The sequence below is a fragment of the Fulvivirga lutimaris genome, assembly GCF_009711525.1.
Lineage (GTDB): Bacteria > Bacteroidota > Bacteroidia > Cytophagales > Cyclobacteriaceae > Fulvivirga > Fulvivirga lutimaris.
The window spans coordinates 36918-53214 of record NZ_SMLV01000427.1; the positions used below are offsets into that span (position 1 = coordinate 36918).

A 16297-nucleotide genomic window follows, 5' to 3' on the forward strand; every position below is an offset into this window, starting at 1 on the left:
AGATGAAAGTAGAAGTATTCAAAACCAACATTAAAACACCTCAGAGTGCTAATATTATTACAGGCTTAATGCACCTGTGCTTTCCTGCTATTAGCGCAAATGTGGACTTAGATGACAGTGATCATGTGCTCAGAGTAGCGTCTGAAAACAACGAAATTGATGAGACATTACTCATCAATTTCGTACGTAATCTGGGATTTCAAATTAACCGATTAAACTAACCATTATGGCAAGTAAATTATCTTACAATGATCGCAACAGACTAATTACTCTATATGGCCGCTGGGCACTAGTAACAGGGGCTTCTTCCGGAATAGGCAAGGAAATCTGCAAGCAATTGGCAGAAAGCACTTTTAATCTGGTTATTGTTGGCAGAAATGAAAAACATCTACAAAACCTGCAGTCTGAGCTGCTGGCCAAATTCAATGTTGATGTAGAAATCATTATTGCTGATCTGGCCAGACAGGAAGATGTTTATGAATTAATTAAAAAGACGAGTCAGAAGCAAATAGGCCTTGCAGTATTGAGTGCAGGCTATGGCACTTCAGGACAGTTCATTGAAAACTCATTGTCTGATGAGCTTAACATGCTAGACGTAAACTGCAAAGCGTTGACAATGCTGGCACATCACTTTGGCAATAGGTTTTCAACGCAAATGGCTGGAGGACTTGTACTTTTAGGATCTTTGGTAAGCTTTCAGGGCGTGCCCTATGCGGCACATTATGCTGCTACAAAAGCCTATGTTCTTTCATTAGGTGAAGCGCTGCATCATGAACTCAAGCTTAATAACGCAGATGTACTCACCGCCTGTCCCGGACCAGTTGCTTCAGGCTTTGGCTCCAGAGCAGACATAAAAATGGAAGGCGCAATGAAGCCTGGCGAAATTGCCATCCCCATTCTAAAAGCTTTGGGTAAAAAGTCAGTGATACTTCCAGGGCTATTGACCAAAATATTGACCTATGCCTTACGTACTGTACCAAGATGGGGCAAAGTACTGATCATGAAAAAGGTGATGACCGACATGACGAAACACCAGAAATCAGTTAGATTAGCGTATAGGCATTAGAAACTTAATACATTTTAAGTTATTCTAATCTGATCTAAAGAATGCACCTATGGGATATATGGGGTTTGGAATGCGGAAAGAGGTTTACTCAAGGAAGCCTAAAGAAGCATTTAAAAAGCTTAAACAAGTACATGGAGAAAAACCAAAGAAAGAAAAAGGGTTAGATGATTCTGAATATTTGGAGCTCAAACAGTATAGAAAATCAAGATTTCGTCACTTTTATGAGTCAAAAATCTTTAAGGTTCTTTCTAGCGGAATCATTGTAGCTTCAGTTCTTGTACTAATGTGGGTGTTTGGGCTCTCCACATATTATTTAAATTATAAACAAGAACAGTTTGACAAACATGGCATTATAGAATATTATGAATCAAAGAAGGATGATTTAAACCTGATTGAATCATTCTTTTCTGCTAGGCGCAAAAAAATAGAGTCTGTAGACGAAGGTTTTCTTGGATACCAAGCTCTAAAAGTTAAATCCATAGACATCCCTTTTTCCTATCATATTGATTCAATCAATCTTGTAAATTACAATACAAGCTGGACTGATAAAGTATGTTCCATAAAGCACAGTACCCTTATAATAACTGGTAAAGGCTTCGTTCCAAAATCCTACCCCAAACTATGGTTACTTGATATCTTGTTTTCTAAACCAAAGCCTATCAATCCATCAATTCTAAATTACTTGGATTCTGATTGGGACGAATTAAGTAGAATATTGCTTATACTGAAAAATAATAATTGGACGGTATCAACCAAAGAAAATTATATCCGAATTGGATATGAACATCCAACATTCAGACAATATAACATAATGTTTTCCAAAAGCTCATTAAATGAATTTTCTGATAAACAGCATATTGAGGGTTATACTTTGAAATCTGGAACCATTGTTAAAGACGGTGTTTATTGGACACGATTTGAAAGAAATTTCTAAACTAAGCTGTCATAATGTTTGAACCAAAGTGATCAGATATGAAAATACACAAATAACTATTTATGGAAATTAAACTTAGCAAAGTAGAAGCCTCAATACTGAAAGAAGCGTTGGCACAAATGAACATTAGAAATAGAACCGGTAAACTTCGTATCCTCCTGCCACTGGTCTTGGCATCTCGCTAATACTAGATCATAATAATTTCAAAACGCTGAATTCCAAACACTTAAAAAATAATTCTCAATAATTTACCTCATCTTGTAATTTCCTTCACCCCTTTTATACTTACCTTCTAAAATTCAAGGAATCAAACAGTGACTGAAGAAGTTTTTTTATCAAAAGTCAAGGCGCATGAAGGCATTATCAATAAGATATTGTACCTGTATGTAGACTCTAAAGAGGACAAACGGGACATGTATCAGGAGATAGTGCTGCAGGCATGGAAGTCGATAGGCCGATTTAGAGGCGACTCACAATTCTCTACCTGGCTATACCGCATAAGCCTAAATACCGTCATGACTTTTATAAGAAAAGAAGGCCGACTGAAGCAAGAGACCCTTGATACGGCACTGCCAGTAACCATGGCAGTAAGCGAACAAAGTGACCGCTCGATGAAGCTCATGTTTGCCATTAAGCAGCTTAACGATATCGAAAAGTCAATCATCACGCTACATCTTGACGACTATAGCAATGATGAAATAGCTGAGATCATTGGCATCTCAAAGAACAACGTGGCCGTAAAAATCCACAGGATTAAGGACGAGTTAAAAAAGAAAATGAAAGGCTGATGGACGAATTAAAAGAAGCCTGGAATGAGTTAAAAACTGAGCAATCTAAGGGCATAAACCTTGAGTTAGCGCAGCTAAAAAAAGCCATTCACAGTGCAAGTACTGGCGTAATAGAAAAACTCAACAGCAGACTAAAAGCGAAGATGTATTATACACTGGGTGGTATAGCCATGTTTATTGGTTTGCTGTTCTTCGCACCCAATAATATAACCAGAGTACTCATAAGCATTGTTTTAGCTGCGTATATCATCGGTGGGCTAATACTTAATAACGAAAGAAAACTGATCAGGGAAGAAATTGATCTTAACAACAACTTAAAGGCTACAATTGAGAATTTTCACTTCAAAGTATCACGAGTATTGAAGTATGAAGAGCTTATTGGTCTTACATTATATCCCATCTCGGCAAGCGCAGGTTTTGTAATAGGCCTGAATATAGAAGGAGATATTGATGAGTTTTTTGGAAGGTGGCAAGGTTGGGCCATTTTATCTGCTGTTCTGATAGTGCTTGCACCACTGTGCCATTGGTTGGCAAAATGGATGAATAGAATGGCATTTGGAAAGTATCTTGATCAGTTAGAAAAAAATATTGAAGAATTAAAGAATTCAGGTAGTGATAGAAATTAAGAATAACTCAGATCAGGTATTATTTAAGATTGAGAATAACACATTATTTAATAATCAGGGACAGCAACTGCTCTTACTTGATGACGGAAAAGTTAAAAATGTAGGTGGCCGAATCTTGTTAACTATTAAAGGCAAAGATGCCATTTCAATAATAGATGATAAGCCTATAATAAGTTGTGTTGATGGCAATATCATTAACCTAAGTGGACAAGTAATTGGCAAGGTAGAAGGTGCGGCCAGTCAAGAAGAAATGACATTTGCAGCCGGAGGGTTTATATTGCTTGCATAATTTTTATTCTATCTAATCACCCTGAAGGATATCCTTTAAATTAATACCTTGTTAGTCTTCCTTGTGAACAATTTAGGCGTAATCTTGTAATAAACTCAATCTTTAGTCTACTAACCAATGGTGATGAACCCTGATTCTTTTTTCAAGGATTTTGTGGAAGAAAACAAAGGCATTATCTACAAAATATGTAGAGTATATGCCAATGATAGGGAAGAGCTGCAGGATTTCGTGCAGGAAGTGACCATACAATTGTGGAAATCGAGTCAGAATTTTGAGAACCGCTCGAAGCTTTCTACCTGGGTATATAGGGTTACGCTAAATGTGTGTCTTACTTTATCAAGAAAGAATAAGCGCAGAGTAGATACTGTTGGGCTTTTGTCTACAGATTATATTGATGACACTGACAATACAGAGCAGGAGCAAATATCTGCATTGTACGCTGCCATCAGAAAGTTAAATGATGCTGACAAAGCCATTACTTTGCTGTATCTTGAAGATAAAAGCTATCAGGAAATTGCTGATATATTAGGAATTACAGTGAGCAATGTTGGGGTCAAAATAACAAGAGTGAAATCTAAACTTAATGATATAATTAATGGCTGAGTTAGATTTAAAAGGACTTTGGAAAAAAGGAGAATCTAGTCTTTCAGACTCAGAAGGCTTTGATTTAGATAAGTCTATCCAGTCTAAATCAAAAGATGTACTCCAAAAAATCAAATTCATTTTAACCATCGAATTTTGGTTGAATAATGTAATTACAACATCATGTAGTGTATTTTACTATATAGAATTTGGCCCATTTTGGGGAATTTTCACAGGAATAGTGTTCCTTATCTATTTCTTCTATTATTCATTTTTAATTAATGCAATAAAGAAATTTGACTATGCCGGAGAGGTTAAAAACAGCCTCAAGAAAATTTATAATTATCTGCGTTTTTATGTGCTGCACTATAAGGTAGTCTTATGGATTTGCTTCTTGATAATTCCTTATGTGGCTTTCGGTTATGGCTTTTTTATTGGCTATTCAGGTGAACCAAATCCAGAATGGGCCCAGAATACACCTCAGTTTGAATTCACAAAATCTCAAGCTTATATAGCGCTAGGTATAATCATTGTACTGCCACTTCTTATCACCCTTGGCTGTAACTATTTGATCAGCTTGATATATGACAGAAAAATCAAAAAGCTGAAAGCAATAGTGAATGGTTTAGATAATTAGGCTTATTGATTGGCTTCTAATTTAAGTCTATATTTTTCAACCTCTTTATCAAATAAATTCACCATATTCTTATCTAGAGTTGGAACCAGTTGATGCATCTTTTCTTTTGCTTCAGCACTTAATTCTATACCTCTTTCTAGTGAATAACATTGAATATTCATGTAACCATAGTATTGCAACACAGCGGAATCATCCTCTGTAATCAATTCAAGATCTTTAATATCTATTTCTTTATAGGAACCATTTTTATTATATGAACCCATGACTCTTAACATGGCCATTTCTATATCTTGAACTTTACCTAGTTTTGACAAACGCTGATAGCGTTTACGATCTGTATAGTAAACCCCAGTTTTAGAAGGCACGGTAGTGGCTAAGAAAATACCAAATGATCCTAATGCGGTTACAAGTGCAAGCTTAGCAGTTAAGCCAGCAGCTAGCAAATATATCAACAGGCCTATAAAGCCAAGTAGCATGGAAGCTATAGGGCCAGCAATAATTACGTTTCTCAGTTTATCAATATTATTAGGATGATCCTCACTAGGGCTCGAGGCCGCCAGACCTCCATAAGCAGCCAAATCCTTGTTGAAATAGATTTTAATTTTCTCCTCGTCTCTTTTAATACCTAATGGACCAACAACAAATAAATCAAACCGAAAGCCTTGCCATAGGCCGGTAATTAGATGCCCAAGCTCATGTATACCCAGCACTAAAAACATAGTAGCTATTGTTGAAGAAATTATAATTGCTTTTTCCATAGTTGTATTGATAATATAGTTACGACAGGTTAGTAGTCAGCTGCCTCTAATTATTACTCAATCTTGAAAATTAAAACTATAACATTGATAATCAGTCATTTAAAAAATTTTTATAACCTATTTGTAATAAAGCATTGCTAATGACCACTAACGCAGTGAACGTTCAGTTAAGAAATATTAAAAACAGTAAATCAGAATAAAATGAAAGTAGATAAGCATCAAAAAATGTTCAAAATTGTATTAAAACTACTTGTGTTTTCTGCCTCATTCTTAGTTGGAATGTTGCTATTCAGAACAACTCATGCCCAAGATGCAAATGCCTTGCTATGGAAAATTGAAGGTAAGGATTTAAAGAAACCATCTTACATATACGGCACGATTCATATCATTTGTAAAGATGACTTCTTCGTTACAGACGCTGTTAAAAAGGCGCAAAGTGAAACAGAGCTTACAGTATTGGAACTTGATATGGATGATCCAGAGTTTATGCAGAAAATACAACAAGGTTCTATGAATGAAGGCATGAAAAATATAGTTAGTGAGTTTACTGATGAACAAAAGGAAATAGCCAACACATTTTTCAAAGCAAATTATGGTGCAGACTTGTCTCAGCTCGGTATTGTAAAACCATTTGCATTATTATCTATGGTAGTTCAGAAATCAGTTCCTTGCACAACACCAGAAAGCTATGAAGCGACTTTTGTAAAAAATGCACAAGAACGTAATGTTGAAGTTTTAGGACTTGAAACTGTTGAGTTTCAAACATCATTATTTGATAATGAGCCGTTGGCCAAACAAATAAAACTATTGATAACCACTATTGAAGAATTTGATGAAGCTGAAGCAGAATTTACAAAATTGGTTGGAGCATATAAAAATCAGGATTTAAAAGCCCTACAACAGATCATGGCAGATTCACCAGAGTATGCAGAATTTGAAGACCTATTATTGGGTGACAGAAATAAAGCCTGGATTGCTAAGATCGAAGCATTTATCAAAGAACAGCCAACATTCTTTGGCGTAGGAGCTTTGCATCTTGCTGGAGAAAATGGAGTACTCACACTTCTTAAGAAAGAAGGCTATAAAGTATCACCTGTAAAATAAAAAGATTGACATTAGCTCAGACTGGAGCAAAAAAGAATAAAGGCGTCATTATTTTAATGACGCCTCTCCTAAACTTACAAAATTACAACTGAATTATCTTCTGAGGATACCCCGCTATTTACATAGGCGTCAGCATCCCAGTCATTAACCCATACTTTATTATCAACCAAATATCTGAATTGGTAAGTATGTTCTACTGGTAGTTCGATTGTAGCTTTAAATTCACCACTTTTCAATTTCTTCATTTCAACACCTTTAGTCCAAGAAGTGAAGTCTCCTAGCACTTTAACATCTTTGGCCTGTGGTGCAGCCTCAGCTGGTAAACTCAATGTAACCTTAGCCACTGGTTTACTTTTTAAATACTGTTTCTTAATAGCCATAACATCGAAATTTTTAGTAAAGCAAGTAAAAAAAAGAGCAGTATGTAAAGCAAAAACCTATAAAAAGTTCAGTAATCGTTTACACAAACGATGTAGTAATTGCGGAAACTTTATTCTTACGTTTTATAAAGGGTAAAATTATCCGCATTCTCAAAAGCACTTTGGTTAGATGCCAGATAGATTTAATTTACTTTCCGGCATGACAGTAAGAGTGTTTACTTACTAGCGTTGAACAGCTTCTGTTTCTCTTCCTTGGATAGGCTTTCATAGCCTTTCTCAGAGATTTTATCGAGTATCTCATCAATCTCCTCCTGACTTGCATCACCACCTTTTTTAGACGAAGTGGAAGTAGATCTCGATGATGAAGATCTTGAAGTACTTGTCTTCTCCTTTTTATAAGACACCTTTATTTTGGAAGAAGGTGTAAAAAAGCTTTTGAAGAAATTTATAGTACCTATTATCCACTTGCCCCAGTCAGTCCCACTTTGCAGTTGGGTTATGTATAAATACCCCATAAAGGCCCCACCTAGATGAGCAATATTGCCACCAGCATTGCCACCAACAGAACCTAAAAATGATAGCACAATATAAAACCCCGCAATATATTTGATCTTGACAGGTCCTATAAACATGAGCATAAAGGTATAATTAGGCAGTAAAGTAGCCGCTGCCACCACGACCGCATAAACTGCAGCAGAGGCACCAACCATTCCTGAAAAACCAGAACGCTCAACATAGAATGGTATTAAGTTATAAACCATTAAATAGGCGATACTACCTGCAAGTGCACCCAGCACATAAAGTATTATTACTTTATCACTCCCAAGGTATTCTATAATCAGTTTTGCAAACCAATAGAACACCAGCATATTAAACAGGATATGAAATATATCATTAAGACTATGGGCAAAGGCATAGGTAATAATAGTCCAGGGTCTCATCAAAAAATCTGAGAAGACTGGAGGAATACTAAACTGATCGTATATAAAATGGAATACTCCCTGAAATCCAAACAAGGATGAAAAGACATTCATCAAAGCCAAAAACAGGAATACCACAACATTGATAATTATCAACTGCCTGTGTGCGCTGTTTGGCCTATTGAAGGCGTTCTTAAAGTCGTCTTTTATGCTACCGTACATTCCTATTAATAAAATTTGTTTCTGTCATTCTTCCAAATCTGAATCATAAAAAATGCAAAAACCATTCCTCCTAAATGGGCAAAATGAGCAGTATTGTCTCCACCAGCTCGATTTAACCCTGAATATAGTGCGATTGCTCCTAATATCAACACCAAATACTTCGCTTTTATTGGTATAGGTGGGAATAAAAGCATCAATTCGGTATTTGGAAACAGTAGACCAAAGGCCATCAAGATTCCATAAATGGCACCAGAGGCACCCAGCATAGAACCAAAATTAAAAGTTTCATTATACAATTGCTTTGCATAAGCCACGCTCTGCGCTTCCAGCCTGTCATTATCAGGGTTTTTAGCATAAGCATCTATAAAATCATAAATAGCAGGATTGGCTGATTCAATGTTCTCAACGACCAATCGGTTGAAAGCCTCAGGATCAGGATTAGCAATATACATATCTACTGCACTTTGAACCTGACTTACCTGATAGTACTCAATACCATTGTATAGAACCCCTGCTCCAATACCTGTCACTAAATAGAAAATCAAAAATCGTTTAGGTCCCCAAAATTGCTCTAACAGTGGCCCTAAAAAAACCAGCCCTAGCATGTTAAAAAGAATATGCATAAATCCTCCATGAGCAAACATGTAGGTCATGAATTGATAGGGCGCAAAATTGGCTGAACCGAACTTCCACAAGGACACCATTTCAGTGAAATGTATTCCGGTGAAAATTTGCTGCATTAGAAAGAATACAACATTTATAATTAGAAGGTTTTTAACAACCGGTGTTAATCTTTGCATAAAGATCTAGTTAAAATAATTTTCAATACTTAATGTTTCCAGGATATGAAAAGTTTTTCTTCCATTGGGAGCGTAATTTGCATTTTTACAGGCAAAAAGTTGGTCTATTAACACTTCCATTTCTTCTTCATTCAATCTGTTCCCTATTTTCAGGCTTGTTCTTTTTGCCAAAGACCTGGCCAAATTCTCCTTTTTAGGAAGCGACAATTCCACATTCTTTTTGAATTGATCTACCAATCCTTCAAACACTTCCTTCTCATTAGTAGAAGTCAGATCAGCTGGCAAACCTTTTATCAGAATGTCACTCTTCCCAAAAGGTTCAATGATAAATCCCAATGAATTAATCTCTTCTTCCATCTCCATTACGAGGGAGAAGTCAGAAGGGTTGAGGGAAACGGCCTGAGGAAACAATGATTGCTGTGAAACACCGGATTGATGCTCCAGATAGAGTAAATATTTTTCGAATAATATTCTTTCATGTGCCGCTTGCTGGTCAACAATGAGCATCCCTGATTTCACCTGAGTAATGATATAGCGTTGATGCAACTGAAAGATTGGCTTACCTTTCTCAGGCTTGGCTTCTACACCAGCATCATTATTCATATCGCTGCCAAAAGTCAAGGTCATTTCTGAGCTTTCCTCTTCTCTGATGCCAGAGAAATCAGCCCTGCCAGGAGTTTCATCAAAAAGGCTCTCCCAGTTATCTTTATTGGACTGTTGACGGGTATCGGTATTCCTAAACTGGCTGTAATTTTTATCCTGAATGGTTTCTCTATTGATATGTATCTTTTGAGCAAGATTTATATCAGCAGAAAAATCTAAAGTGGGCGCTATATTATGAGTAGCTAAAGATTGTCTCACAGCGGCTCTTACTATCGCATAGGCCGTTCTTTCATCATCAAACTTAATTTCCGTCTTGGTAGGATGAACATTGATATCGATATGCTTTGGGTCAATTTCTATAAACAGTACATAAAACGGGTAGGAACCCTCACCTATCAAACCCTCAAAGGCTTTGGTTACAGCATGATTTAAGTAGTTGCTTTTTATAAACCTGTTGTTAACAAAAAAGAATTGCTCACCCCTAGTCTTCTTAGCAAACTCAGGCTTGCCTACATACCCCTTTATAGATAAATGATCTAACTGCTCTTCACAGGCAACTAGTTGCTCTTTATAATTCTTTCCAAACAAGTGTACAATGCGCTGACTCAGCTTGCCTGGTGGCAGGCTATAAGTTTCCAAATCATTTTGATGAAGGCTAAAACCAACTTCAGGGTAAGCCAAAGCAATACGCTGAAACTCTTCAACAATGTGCTTCATCTCCACACCATTGGATTTCAGAAAGTTTCGCCTTGCTGGCACATTGTAAAATAGATTTTTTACTGTGATCGACGTTCCCCTTTCAGCGGCCGCTGGTTCTTGTTTTTTTATTTCTGAGGCTTCAATTACGATGACAGACCCTAGCTCTTGATCTGCCTGCCTGGTTTTTAATTCCATTTGAGATACTGCAGCAATTGATGCCAGTGCCTCGCCTCTAAAACCCATGGTTCTGATAGAAAATAAATCTTCAGACTTGCTGATTTTTGATGTAGCGTGGCGTTCAAGGCTCATTCGAGCATCTGTCTCAGACATGCCCTTGCCATTGTCAATTACCTGCATATAGGTCTTACCAGCTTCCTTTACTATCAGCTTAATAAAAGTTGCCTCAGCATCAATGGCATTTTCCAGCAGCTCTTTAACAGCAGATGCCGGTCGTTGTACCACCTCACCAGCAGCAATTTGGTTAGCCAGTGAATCAGGAAGTAGTTTAATTATATCAGACATTCAAAGACAGCGGGCTATATGATCCTTTTCATTTTTAGGTAAAGCAGCAATGTTGCTGCTGTTGCGAAGATGTAAAGAGCGATATTCCCCATGTAGATATACCCAAAAATGGCAAAGGCCAAAAGCATCATAATAATTAGCTGCATAAATGTGGCTGATCCCCCAGAATTACTTCTGCCTCTTTTAAAAGCTCCGGCTATCCTTGAAGACCGGTATTCTACATCCTCATCTCCATTAGCTTCCAATTCACGTTTAATCTGGTTAGTACGCTCTTCTATTTCCTCTTTTACAGGGTCATAATAGCGGGGCTCTATTCTAAATCTTTGATACTTGGCTATTCTAAATAATGAAGGGACTTTCATACAAATATTTTTTTGACCATTCAACGCCAACTTGTACGTATGGCTTGGTGTTTCTTTATATAACTTCGTAGTATTACAAATCTACTTAATAATCGCTGTAATCATAAAAGTAACGGCCATATGCTCAGAAAAGTTTTAGTTGCTGTAACACTCGTTTTCATTACAAAAATGTCGGTTGCACAGCTTAATTCTGATGCTAAATCAAGATGGGTTGATAGTGTTTATCAGGCACTTACAATGGAGCAGCGCATAGGGCAGCTTTTTATAATGGCCGCCTACAGTAGTGGCAATAAGCAGCACCATGATGTAATAGAGAACCACATCAGAAAATATAACATTGGTGGAGTTATTTTTTTTGATGGTGACCCAGCCAATCAGATAAGGCTTACCAACAAATATCAAAAGTCAGCTGATGTACCTCTCCTTATTGGACTTGATGCACGAACAGGCCTCAGCAAGTACTTAGACAGCACCTTAACTACCCCAGACTATCTGACCATGGGTGCGGTTCAAAATGATGGTTTGATAAGAGATTTAGCCAACGACTTGGCCAGTCAACTGAATCTTCTGGGTGTAAATTTTACTGTTGGCCCCTCTGGCTTAATGCCTGATGAATTGTCTTTCGATGCAGGCTTCAGCACAGATCCTTTAATTTTAGAAAATAAGGCCAAAATATTCATTGACGCATTCAAAGAACGAAACATACTCGGCTTTTCAGAATACTTCCCGGGCTATTATCATGACAATCAGTCTGACAAGATTTTAGAAATAAAAAGAAGCAAAAAAGAACTTGATAATCATGAATTAAGGCCTATTAAATCACTGGCAACTAATAATGCTGATGGTATAATTGTTAGTCATGTGCTTACTGATCTTGACAAGAAAAAGACTCCTTCCTCGCTATCAGAAAACAGCATAAAAGTGCTTAAAGAAGAAATTGGATACAAGGGACTTATTGTATCAGATGCGCTTAGTGACAAAATGTTGTTGGATAAGTATAAGCCAGGTAAACTGGAAGCCATGGCCTTTAAAGCTGGCAATGATATTTTGCTGATGTCAACCAATATAAGTTCAAGTGTTAAGCAAATTAGAAGGCAGATAAACAGAGGAGATATTCCAAGAATGAGACTTGAGAACAGTGTTAAAAAAATATTGGCTCATAAATATGATTTAGGCTTGAGTCAACCGAAAGCAATAGATGCTCAAAATATCAGCATAAAGCTTAACAAACCTGAATCTCAACTAACAATCAATAAGGTTTTGAGAGCCGCTCCTACAGTAGTTCAAGAGAAAAATATACTTCCAATAAAATCATTGGATGAAAAGACATTTGCCACAGTAAGCTTTGGTGATCAGCCAATTTTTGATGATTATCTTGATAAATACAACTATATCATTCACTACAACTTGTCTCTTGATAAGTACAGACTGGAAGAAAACCTCTCGAGTTATGATTATGTAATCATCGGCCTTTTTGATCAGTTTCAAATTGTTCAGGCATCAGAACTGGTCAACAAGCTTAAGGACAAAACAAAAGTTATTGTCTGCTCATTTGTAAATCCATTTTTACTGAAAAGTGTAGAATCTGCCGGGGCTTTGGTCATAAATTACAATACTGACATTGAATCAATCAAACTTGCACCTCAAATCATCTTTGGTGCTCAGGGAGCCTCAGGAAGGCTACCCGTGGGTGTATCCGAAAAACTTGCTTTGGGTTCAGGGGTAAATACAAAATCAATAGATAGGCTGGCTTTTGGAACTCCTGAAGAGGTAGGTATGGACAGCAAAATTCTAAATAAAATAAACGATATAGCCAAAGAAGCGATTAATGACCAAGCGACTCCGGGCTGTCAGATAATTGTAGCCAGACATGGAAAGATCATCTTCAACCAGTCACTTGGATATTACACTTATGACAGTATTGACCCCATTAGCGATAAAACAATTTATGATGTTGCTTCTATTACCAAAGTGGCAGCCACCACACAGGCGCTCATGTTCTTAGAAGAGCGAAAGCTCATAGACATGGATAAAAAAATATCCTACTATCTACCTGAGCTAAAAGGGTCAAACAAAGAGAATATGATCATCAGAGATATTCTTACACATCAGGCAGGGTTGTGGCCCTATCTCCCCTTCTGGAAACAAACCGTTGAAGATACTTTAAACTATAGTGCCTATTATAAAGAATCGCCCAGTAATGATTATTCCTTACAAATCTCAGACGGACTTTACAGCTCCAGAATGGTTAAAGACAGTGTTTGGAACTGGGTTATAAACTCAAAAGTACGAGAGAAGCCACATAGACGACCTTATGATTATAAGTACAGTGATATGGGGTATTACATGCTCATGCGCTTGGTTGAAAATATGGTGAATCAGCCCATTGATGAATTTCTTCAACAAAACTTTTATGACCCCATGGGCTTAAGTACCATGAGCTACCTACCATTATGCAAATACCCACTAACTCAGATAGCACCAACAGAATATGACAACTATTTTCGTAGAACTCTTGTTTATGGATTGGTGCATGACCAAGGTGCTGCCATGATAGGTGGCGTTGCAGGTCACGCTGGCTTGTTCAGCAATGCACTTGATCTTGCTAAATTGATGCAGATGAACATGCAGGATGGTAAATATGGAGATACTAGATATTTTATGTCAGGCACGGTAAACAGTTTTGCTTCACAACAATATGCGAGCAATCGCAGAGGTATGGGCTGGGACAAACCTGTTGTGGGACAATGGAATAGTCCAACCTCGGCATACGCATCTGGAAAAACATTCGGCCATACTGGTTTTACTGGAACTGCAGCATGGGCAGATCCGGAATTTGACTTGGTTTATATCTTTTTATCTAACAGGATATACCCCGATGCAGAAAATAGAAAACTAATTAAAAATAATATCCGTACAAGGATTCAGGATTTGATTTATCAGTCAATGTGGAATTATTCTGCAACCCATTGTACGGATGAGGTAAATAAAGAATAAGATGAAGATAGGAATTGTATGTTACCCAACATTTGGAGGTAGTGGGGTTGTGGCCACAGAGCTAGGTAAAGCATTGGCAAAAGGCGGTCATCAGGTACACTTTATTACCTATTCACAGCCTACCAGGCTTGATTTTTTTAACCAAAACCTCTTTTATCATGAGGTAACTTTGAGAAATTATCCACTTTTTGACTATGCTCCTTATGAACTGGCGCTGGCCAGCAAAATGGTAGATGTGGTTAAGTATGAAAAGCTGGATCTATTGCATGTGCATTATGCCATACCTCATGCATCAGCCGCATATATGGCCAAGCAGATTTTAAAGTCTGAAGGTATTGAAATACCAGTTATCACCACACTCCATGGAACGGACATTACCTTGGTGGGTAAAGACGCTTCTTATGAACCAGTGGTAACATTTAGCATCAACCAGTCGGACGGAGTGACAGCGGTTTCTGAAGATCTTAAAAAGGATACTTATCAGCACTTTGACATAACCAATGAAATTGAAGTAATACCCAACTTCATTGATCTGGAAAGATTTAAAAAACAGAAGAAAGAACATTTTAAAAAGGCCATTTGTCCAAATGATGAAATGCTGCTAGTTCACACATCCAACTTCAGAAAAGTGAAAAGGGTTGAAGATGTAGTGAAAGTCTTCCATAATTTAAGAAAGGTAATACCGGCTAAGCTTCTTTTAGTGGGTGATGGACCTGAGCGTACGCATATTGAGGCGCTTTGCAGAGAGTTGGGAGATTGTGATGATATAAGATTTTTAGGTAAGTTGGAAGCGGTTGAAGAGGTATTGTCAGTAGCTGACCTGTTTATTATGCCATCAGAAAAGGAAAGTTTTGGCCTTGCTGCTTTGGAGGCTATGGCCTGTGAGGTTCCGGTGATATCAACCCAGGCTGGAGGTATTCCTGAATTAAATATTCAAGGAAAGACCGGTTTCCTCAGCAAAGTAGGTGACATTGAAGACATGACTAAAAATGCGCTTTTCATACTTGACAAAAATAATTTGGCGGGTTTCAAGAAAAATGCATTAAATAGGGCAAAAGAATTTGACGTTACTAAAATAATGCCCCTATATGAAGCGTATTATAAGAAAATTTTGGCAAAATCGAAGGAACTACAAGTGAGTTAAAATTTTAAAACATATTTCATTTAAACTATTAAAATTTAAACGTATAATATAATTTTGTTAGGGAAATGAACGATGCTAAAATGACTAAAAAAGTAGCAAAACCTAGTAATAGTGGCACTAAAACCTTATCGAACAACGCTTTCATTGAGCGTTTGACGAGGACTCATATATCTATTCCGATTACTTTATTCTTCCTTTACTCATCAGGATTGCTTTATTGGAGTGGTACACACACTAATTTGACCTTAAGTATAACTGTGGTGTTGTTTTCAGTGGGTCTTTTGGCGTTCACATTAGTTGAGTATCTGATGCACAGGTACCTGTTCCATATGAACGTATATACCGAAGCACGTAAAAAAATGCAGTATATCATGCATGGTGTTCATCATGAATTTCCAAAAGACAAGGACAGATTAGCCATGCCACCACTAGCAAGTTTGACCATTGCGACAGTATTACTGTTTCTTTTCAGACTTATAATGGATGACTATGTATTTGCTTTTCTTCCAGGGTTTTTGATTGGATATGCCAGTTATCTGTTTGTTCATTTTATAGTTCATGCCTTTCAGCCTCCTAAGAACATTTTCAAAAAACTTTGGGTGCATCACGGCATTCACCATTATAAGGATAACGAAAAAGCCTTTGGAGTTTCTTCTCCACTATGGGATTATATCTTTAGAACAATGCCATAAAAAAATCCTGACTTAAAAAGTCAGGATTCTGCTGTATGTTTTAGTTGTTTGGTTTTCGGTCCTTTGTACTTCTGCAACCTATACTTTAACATAGATTCCAGAAGTTTATTGATGTCAATATTTTTCAAATTCAATCGCATAAAGGTTTATATTCTTTCTTCTTGCATTGTTC

The 16297-nt window shown here is 37.1% G+C and carries 18 protein-coding genes; 12 read left to right on the forward strand and 6 right to left on the reverse strand.

The features are described from left to right. Positions 1-2 precede the first annotated feature (2 nt). The 8 genes from E1140_RS18255 (at position 3) to E1140_RS18290 (ending at position 4922) form a co-directional block, all read left to right on the forward strand. Positions 3-221: a hypothetical protein gene (locus E1140_RS18255; RefSeq protein ID WP_155187445.1), complete on the forward strand. Its 219-nt coding sequence runs from the start codon at positions 3-5 to the stop codon at positions 219-221. A gap of 5 nt (positions 222-226) precedes the next feature. After that, positions 227-1066, forward strand: a complete 840-nt coding sequence (locus E1140_RS18260; protein WP_155187449.1) for an SDR family NAD(P)-dependent oxidoreductase — start codon at positions 227-229, stop codon at positions 1064-1066. A gap of 49 nt (positions 1067-1115) precedes the next feature. Further along, positions 1116-2000 carry a hypothetical protein gene (locus tag E1140_RS18265; protein WP_155187452.1) on the forward strand — a complete coding sequence of 295 codons (885 nt, stop codon included), beginning with the start codon at positions 1116-1118 and terminating at the stop codon, positions 1998-2000. Positions 2001-2314: 314 nt separating this feature from the next. Further along, positions 2315-2788 carry a sigma-70 family RNA polymerase sigma factor gene (locus tag E1140_RS18270; RefSeq protein WP_155187455.1) on the forward strand — a complete coding sequence of 158 codons (474 nt, stop codon included), beginning with the start codon at positions 2315-2317 and terminating at the stop codon, positions 2786-2788. Continuing rightward, a complete protein-coding gene (locus E1140_RS18275) occupies positions 2788-3414 on the forward strand; it encodes a hypothetical protein (protein ID WP_155187457.1) in 627 nt (208 codons plus the stop codon). The genes E1140_RS18270 and E1140_RS18275 overlap by 1 nt, the downstream gene beginning before the upstream one ends. Next, a complete protein-coding gene (locus E1140_RS18280) occupies positions 3401-3703 on the forward strand; it encodes a hypothetical protein (RefSeq protein WP_155187460.1) in 303 nt (100 codons plus the stop codon). Before E1140_RS18275 ends, E1140_RS18280 begins: the two co-directional genes overlap by 14 nt. A gap of 123 nt (positions 3704-3826) precedes the next feature. Then, positions 3827-4306 (forward strand): RNA polymerase sigma factor, encoded by a 480-nt coding sequence (locus E1140_RS18285; protein ID WP_155187463.1) that lies wholly within the window; start codon positions 3827-3829, stop codon positions 4304-4306. After that, on the forward strand, positions 4299-4922 hold the full coding sequence (locus E1140_RS18290) for a hypothetical protein (RefSeq protein ID WP_155187466.1): 624 nt from the start codon (positions 4299-4301) through the stop codon (positions 4920-4922). The genes E1140_RS18285 and E1140_RS18290 overlap by 8 nt, the downstream gene beginning before the upstream one ends. 2 nt (positions 4923-4924) lie before the next feature. Here E1140_RS18290 and E1140_RS18295 read toward each other — a convergent pair whose 3' ends face one another. Then, positions 4925-5680: a M50 family metallopeptidase gene (locus E1140_RS18295; protein WP_155187469.1), complete on the reverse strand. Its 756-nt coding sequence runs from the start codon at positions 5678-5680 to the stop codon at positions 4925-4927. 201 nt (positions 5681-5881) lie between these two features. On the opposite strand from E1140_RS18295, the gene E1140_RS18300 reads away from it, so the two are divergent. Then, positions 5882-6784, forward strand: coding sequence for a TraB/GumN family protein (locus tag E1140_RS18300; protein WP_155187472.1), 903 nt, complete (start codon positions 5882-5884; stop codon positions 6782-6784). A 74-nt stretch (positions 6785-6858) separates the two neighbouring features. Here E1140_RS18300 and E1140_RS18305 read toward each other — a convergent pair whose 3' ends face one another. The 5 genes from E1140_RS18305 to E1140_RS18325 form a co-directional block, all read right to left on the reverse strand. Beyond that, on the reverse strand, positions 6859-7164 hold the full coding sequence (locus E1140_RS18305) for an isoamylase early set domain-containing protein (protein ID WP_155187475.1): 306 nt from the start codon (positions 7162-7164) through the stop codon (positions 6859-6861). Between the two features lie 215 nt (positions 7165-7379). Further along, a complete protein-coding gene (locus E1140_RS18310; protein WP_155187478.1) occupies positions 7380-8306 on the reverse strand; it encodes a rhomboid family intramembrane serine protease in 927 nt (308 codons plus the stop codon). A gap of 5 nt (positions 8307-8311) precedes the next feature. After that, positions 8312-9106, reverse strand: a complete 795-nt coding sequence (locus tag E1140_RS18315; RefSeq protein WP_155187481.1) for a rhomboid family intramembrane serine protease — start codon at positions 9104-9106, stop codon at positions 8312-8314. 6 nt (positions 9107-9112) lie between these two features. Beyond that, on the reverse strand, positions 9113-10930 hold the full coding sequence (gene mutL / locus E1140_RS18320; protein WP_155187483.1) for a DNA mismatch repair endonuclease MutL: 1818 nt from the start codon (positions 10928-10930) through the stop codon (positions 9113-9115). Between the two features lie 14 nt (positions 10931-10944). Then, entirely contained in the window at positions 10945-11292 is a 348-nt protein-coding gene (locus E1140_RS18325; protein WP_155187486.1) for a hypothetical protein, read from the reverse strand. Positions 11293-11412: 120 nt separating this feature from the next. Between E1140_RS18325 and E1140_RS18330 the strand changes: the two genes are divergently transcribed. The 3 genes from E1140_RS18330 to E1140_RS18340 all read left to right on the forward strand — a co-directional run bounded on the left by E1140_RS18330 (position 11413) and on the right by E1140_RS18340 (position 16125). Next, positions 11413-14289 (forward strand): serine hydrolase, encoded by a 2877-nt coding sequence (locus E1140_RS18330; protein WP_155187489.1) that lies wholly within the window; start codon positions 11413-11415, stop codon positions 14287-14289. Position 14290: 1 nt separating this feature from the next. Further along, the gene (bshA, locus tag E1140_RS18335) at positions 14291-15433 is read left to right on the forward strand and encodes an N-acetyl-alpha-D-glucosaminyl L-malate synthase BshA (protein WP_155187492.1); all 1143 of its coding nucleotides are present in this window, start codon (positions 14291-14293) and stop codon (positions 15431-15433) included. Positions 15434-15513: 80 nt separating this feature from the next. Beyond that, positions 15514-16125, forward strand: coding sequence for a sterol desaturase family protein (locus E1140_RS18340; protein WP_221412722.1), 612 nt, complete (start codon positions 15514-15516; stop codon positions 16123-16125). Positions 16126-16297: the final 172 nt, after the last annotated feature.

Coding starts and splice junctions, on each gene's coding strand:
- E1140_RS18325 (WP_155187486.1), bottom strand. CDS start 11,292: ATGAAAGTCCCTTCATTATTTAGAATAGCCAAGTATCAAAGATTTAGA.
- E1140_RS18275 (WP_155187457.1), top strand. CDS start 2,788: ATGGACGAATTAAAAGAAGCCTGGAATGAGTTAAAAACTGAGCAATCT.
- E1140_RS18290 (WP_155187466.1), top strand. CDS start 4,299: ATGGCTGAGTTAGATTTAAAAGGACTTTGGAAAAAAGGAGAATCTAGT.
- E1140_RS18265 (WP_155187452.1), top strand. CDS start 1,116: ATGGGATATATGGGGTTTGGAATGCGGAAAGAGGTTTACTCAAGGAAG.
- E1140_RS18315 (WP_155187481.1), bottom strand. CDS start 9,106: ATGCAAAGATTAACACCGGTTGTTAAAAACCTTCTAATTATAAATGTT.
- E1140_RS18285 (WP_155187463.1), top strand. CDS start 3,827: ATGAACCCTGATTCTTTTTTCAAGGATTTTGTGGAAGAAAACAAAGGC.
- bshA (WP_155187492.1), top strand. CDS start 14,291: ATGAAGATAGGAATTGTATGTTACCCAACATTTGGAGGTAGTGGGGTT.
- E1140_RS18295 (WP_155187469.1), bottom strand. CDS start 5,680: ATGGAAAAAGCAATTATAATTTCTTCAACAATAGCTACTATGTTTTTA.
- mutL (WP_155187483.1), bottom strand. CDS start 10,930: ATGTCTGATATAATTAAACTACTTCCTGATTCACTGGCTAACCAAATT.
- E1140_RS18305 (WP_155187475.1), bottom strand. CDS start 7,164: ATGGCTATTAAGAAACAGTATTTAAAAAGTAAACCAGTGGCTAAGGTT.
- E1140_RS18330 (WP_155187489.1), top strand. CDS start 11,413: ATGCTCAGAAAAGTTTTAGTTGCTGTAACACTCGTTTTCATTACAAAA.
- E1140_RS18300 (WP_155187472.1), top strand. CDS start 5,882: ATGAAAGTAGATAAGCATCAAAAAATGTTCAAAATTGTATTAAAACTA.
- E1140_RS18310 (WP_155187478.1), bottom strand. CDS start 8,306: ATGTACGGTAGCATAAAAGACGACTTTAAGAACGCCTTCAATAGGCCA.
- E1140_RS18340 (WP_221412722.1), top strand. CDS start 15,514: ATGACTAAAAAAGTAGCAAAACCTAGTAATAGTGGCACTAAAACCTTA.
- E1140_RS18255 (WP_155187445.1), top strand. CDS start 3: ATGAAAGTAGAAGTATTCAAAACCAACATTAAAACACCTCAGAGTGCT.
- E1140_RS18260 (WP_155187449.1), top strand. CDS start 227: ATGGCAAGTAAATTATCTTACAATGATCGCAACAGACTAATTACTCTA.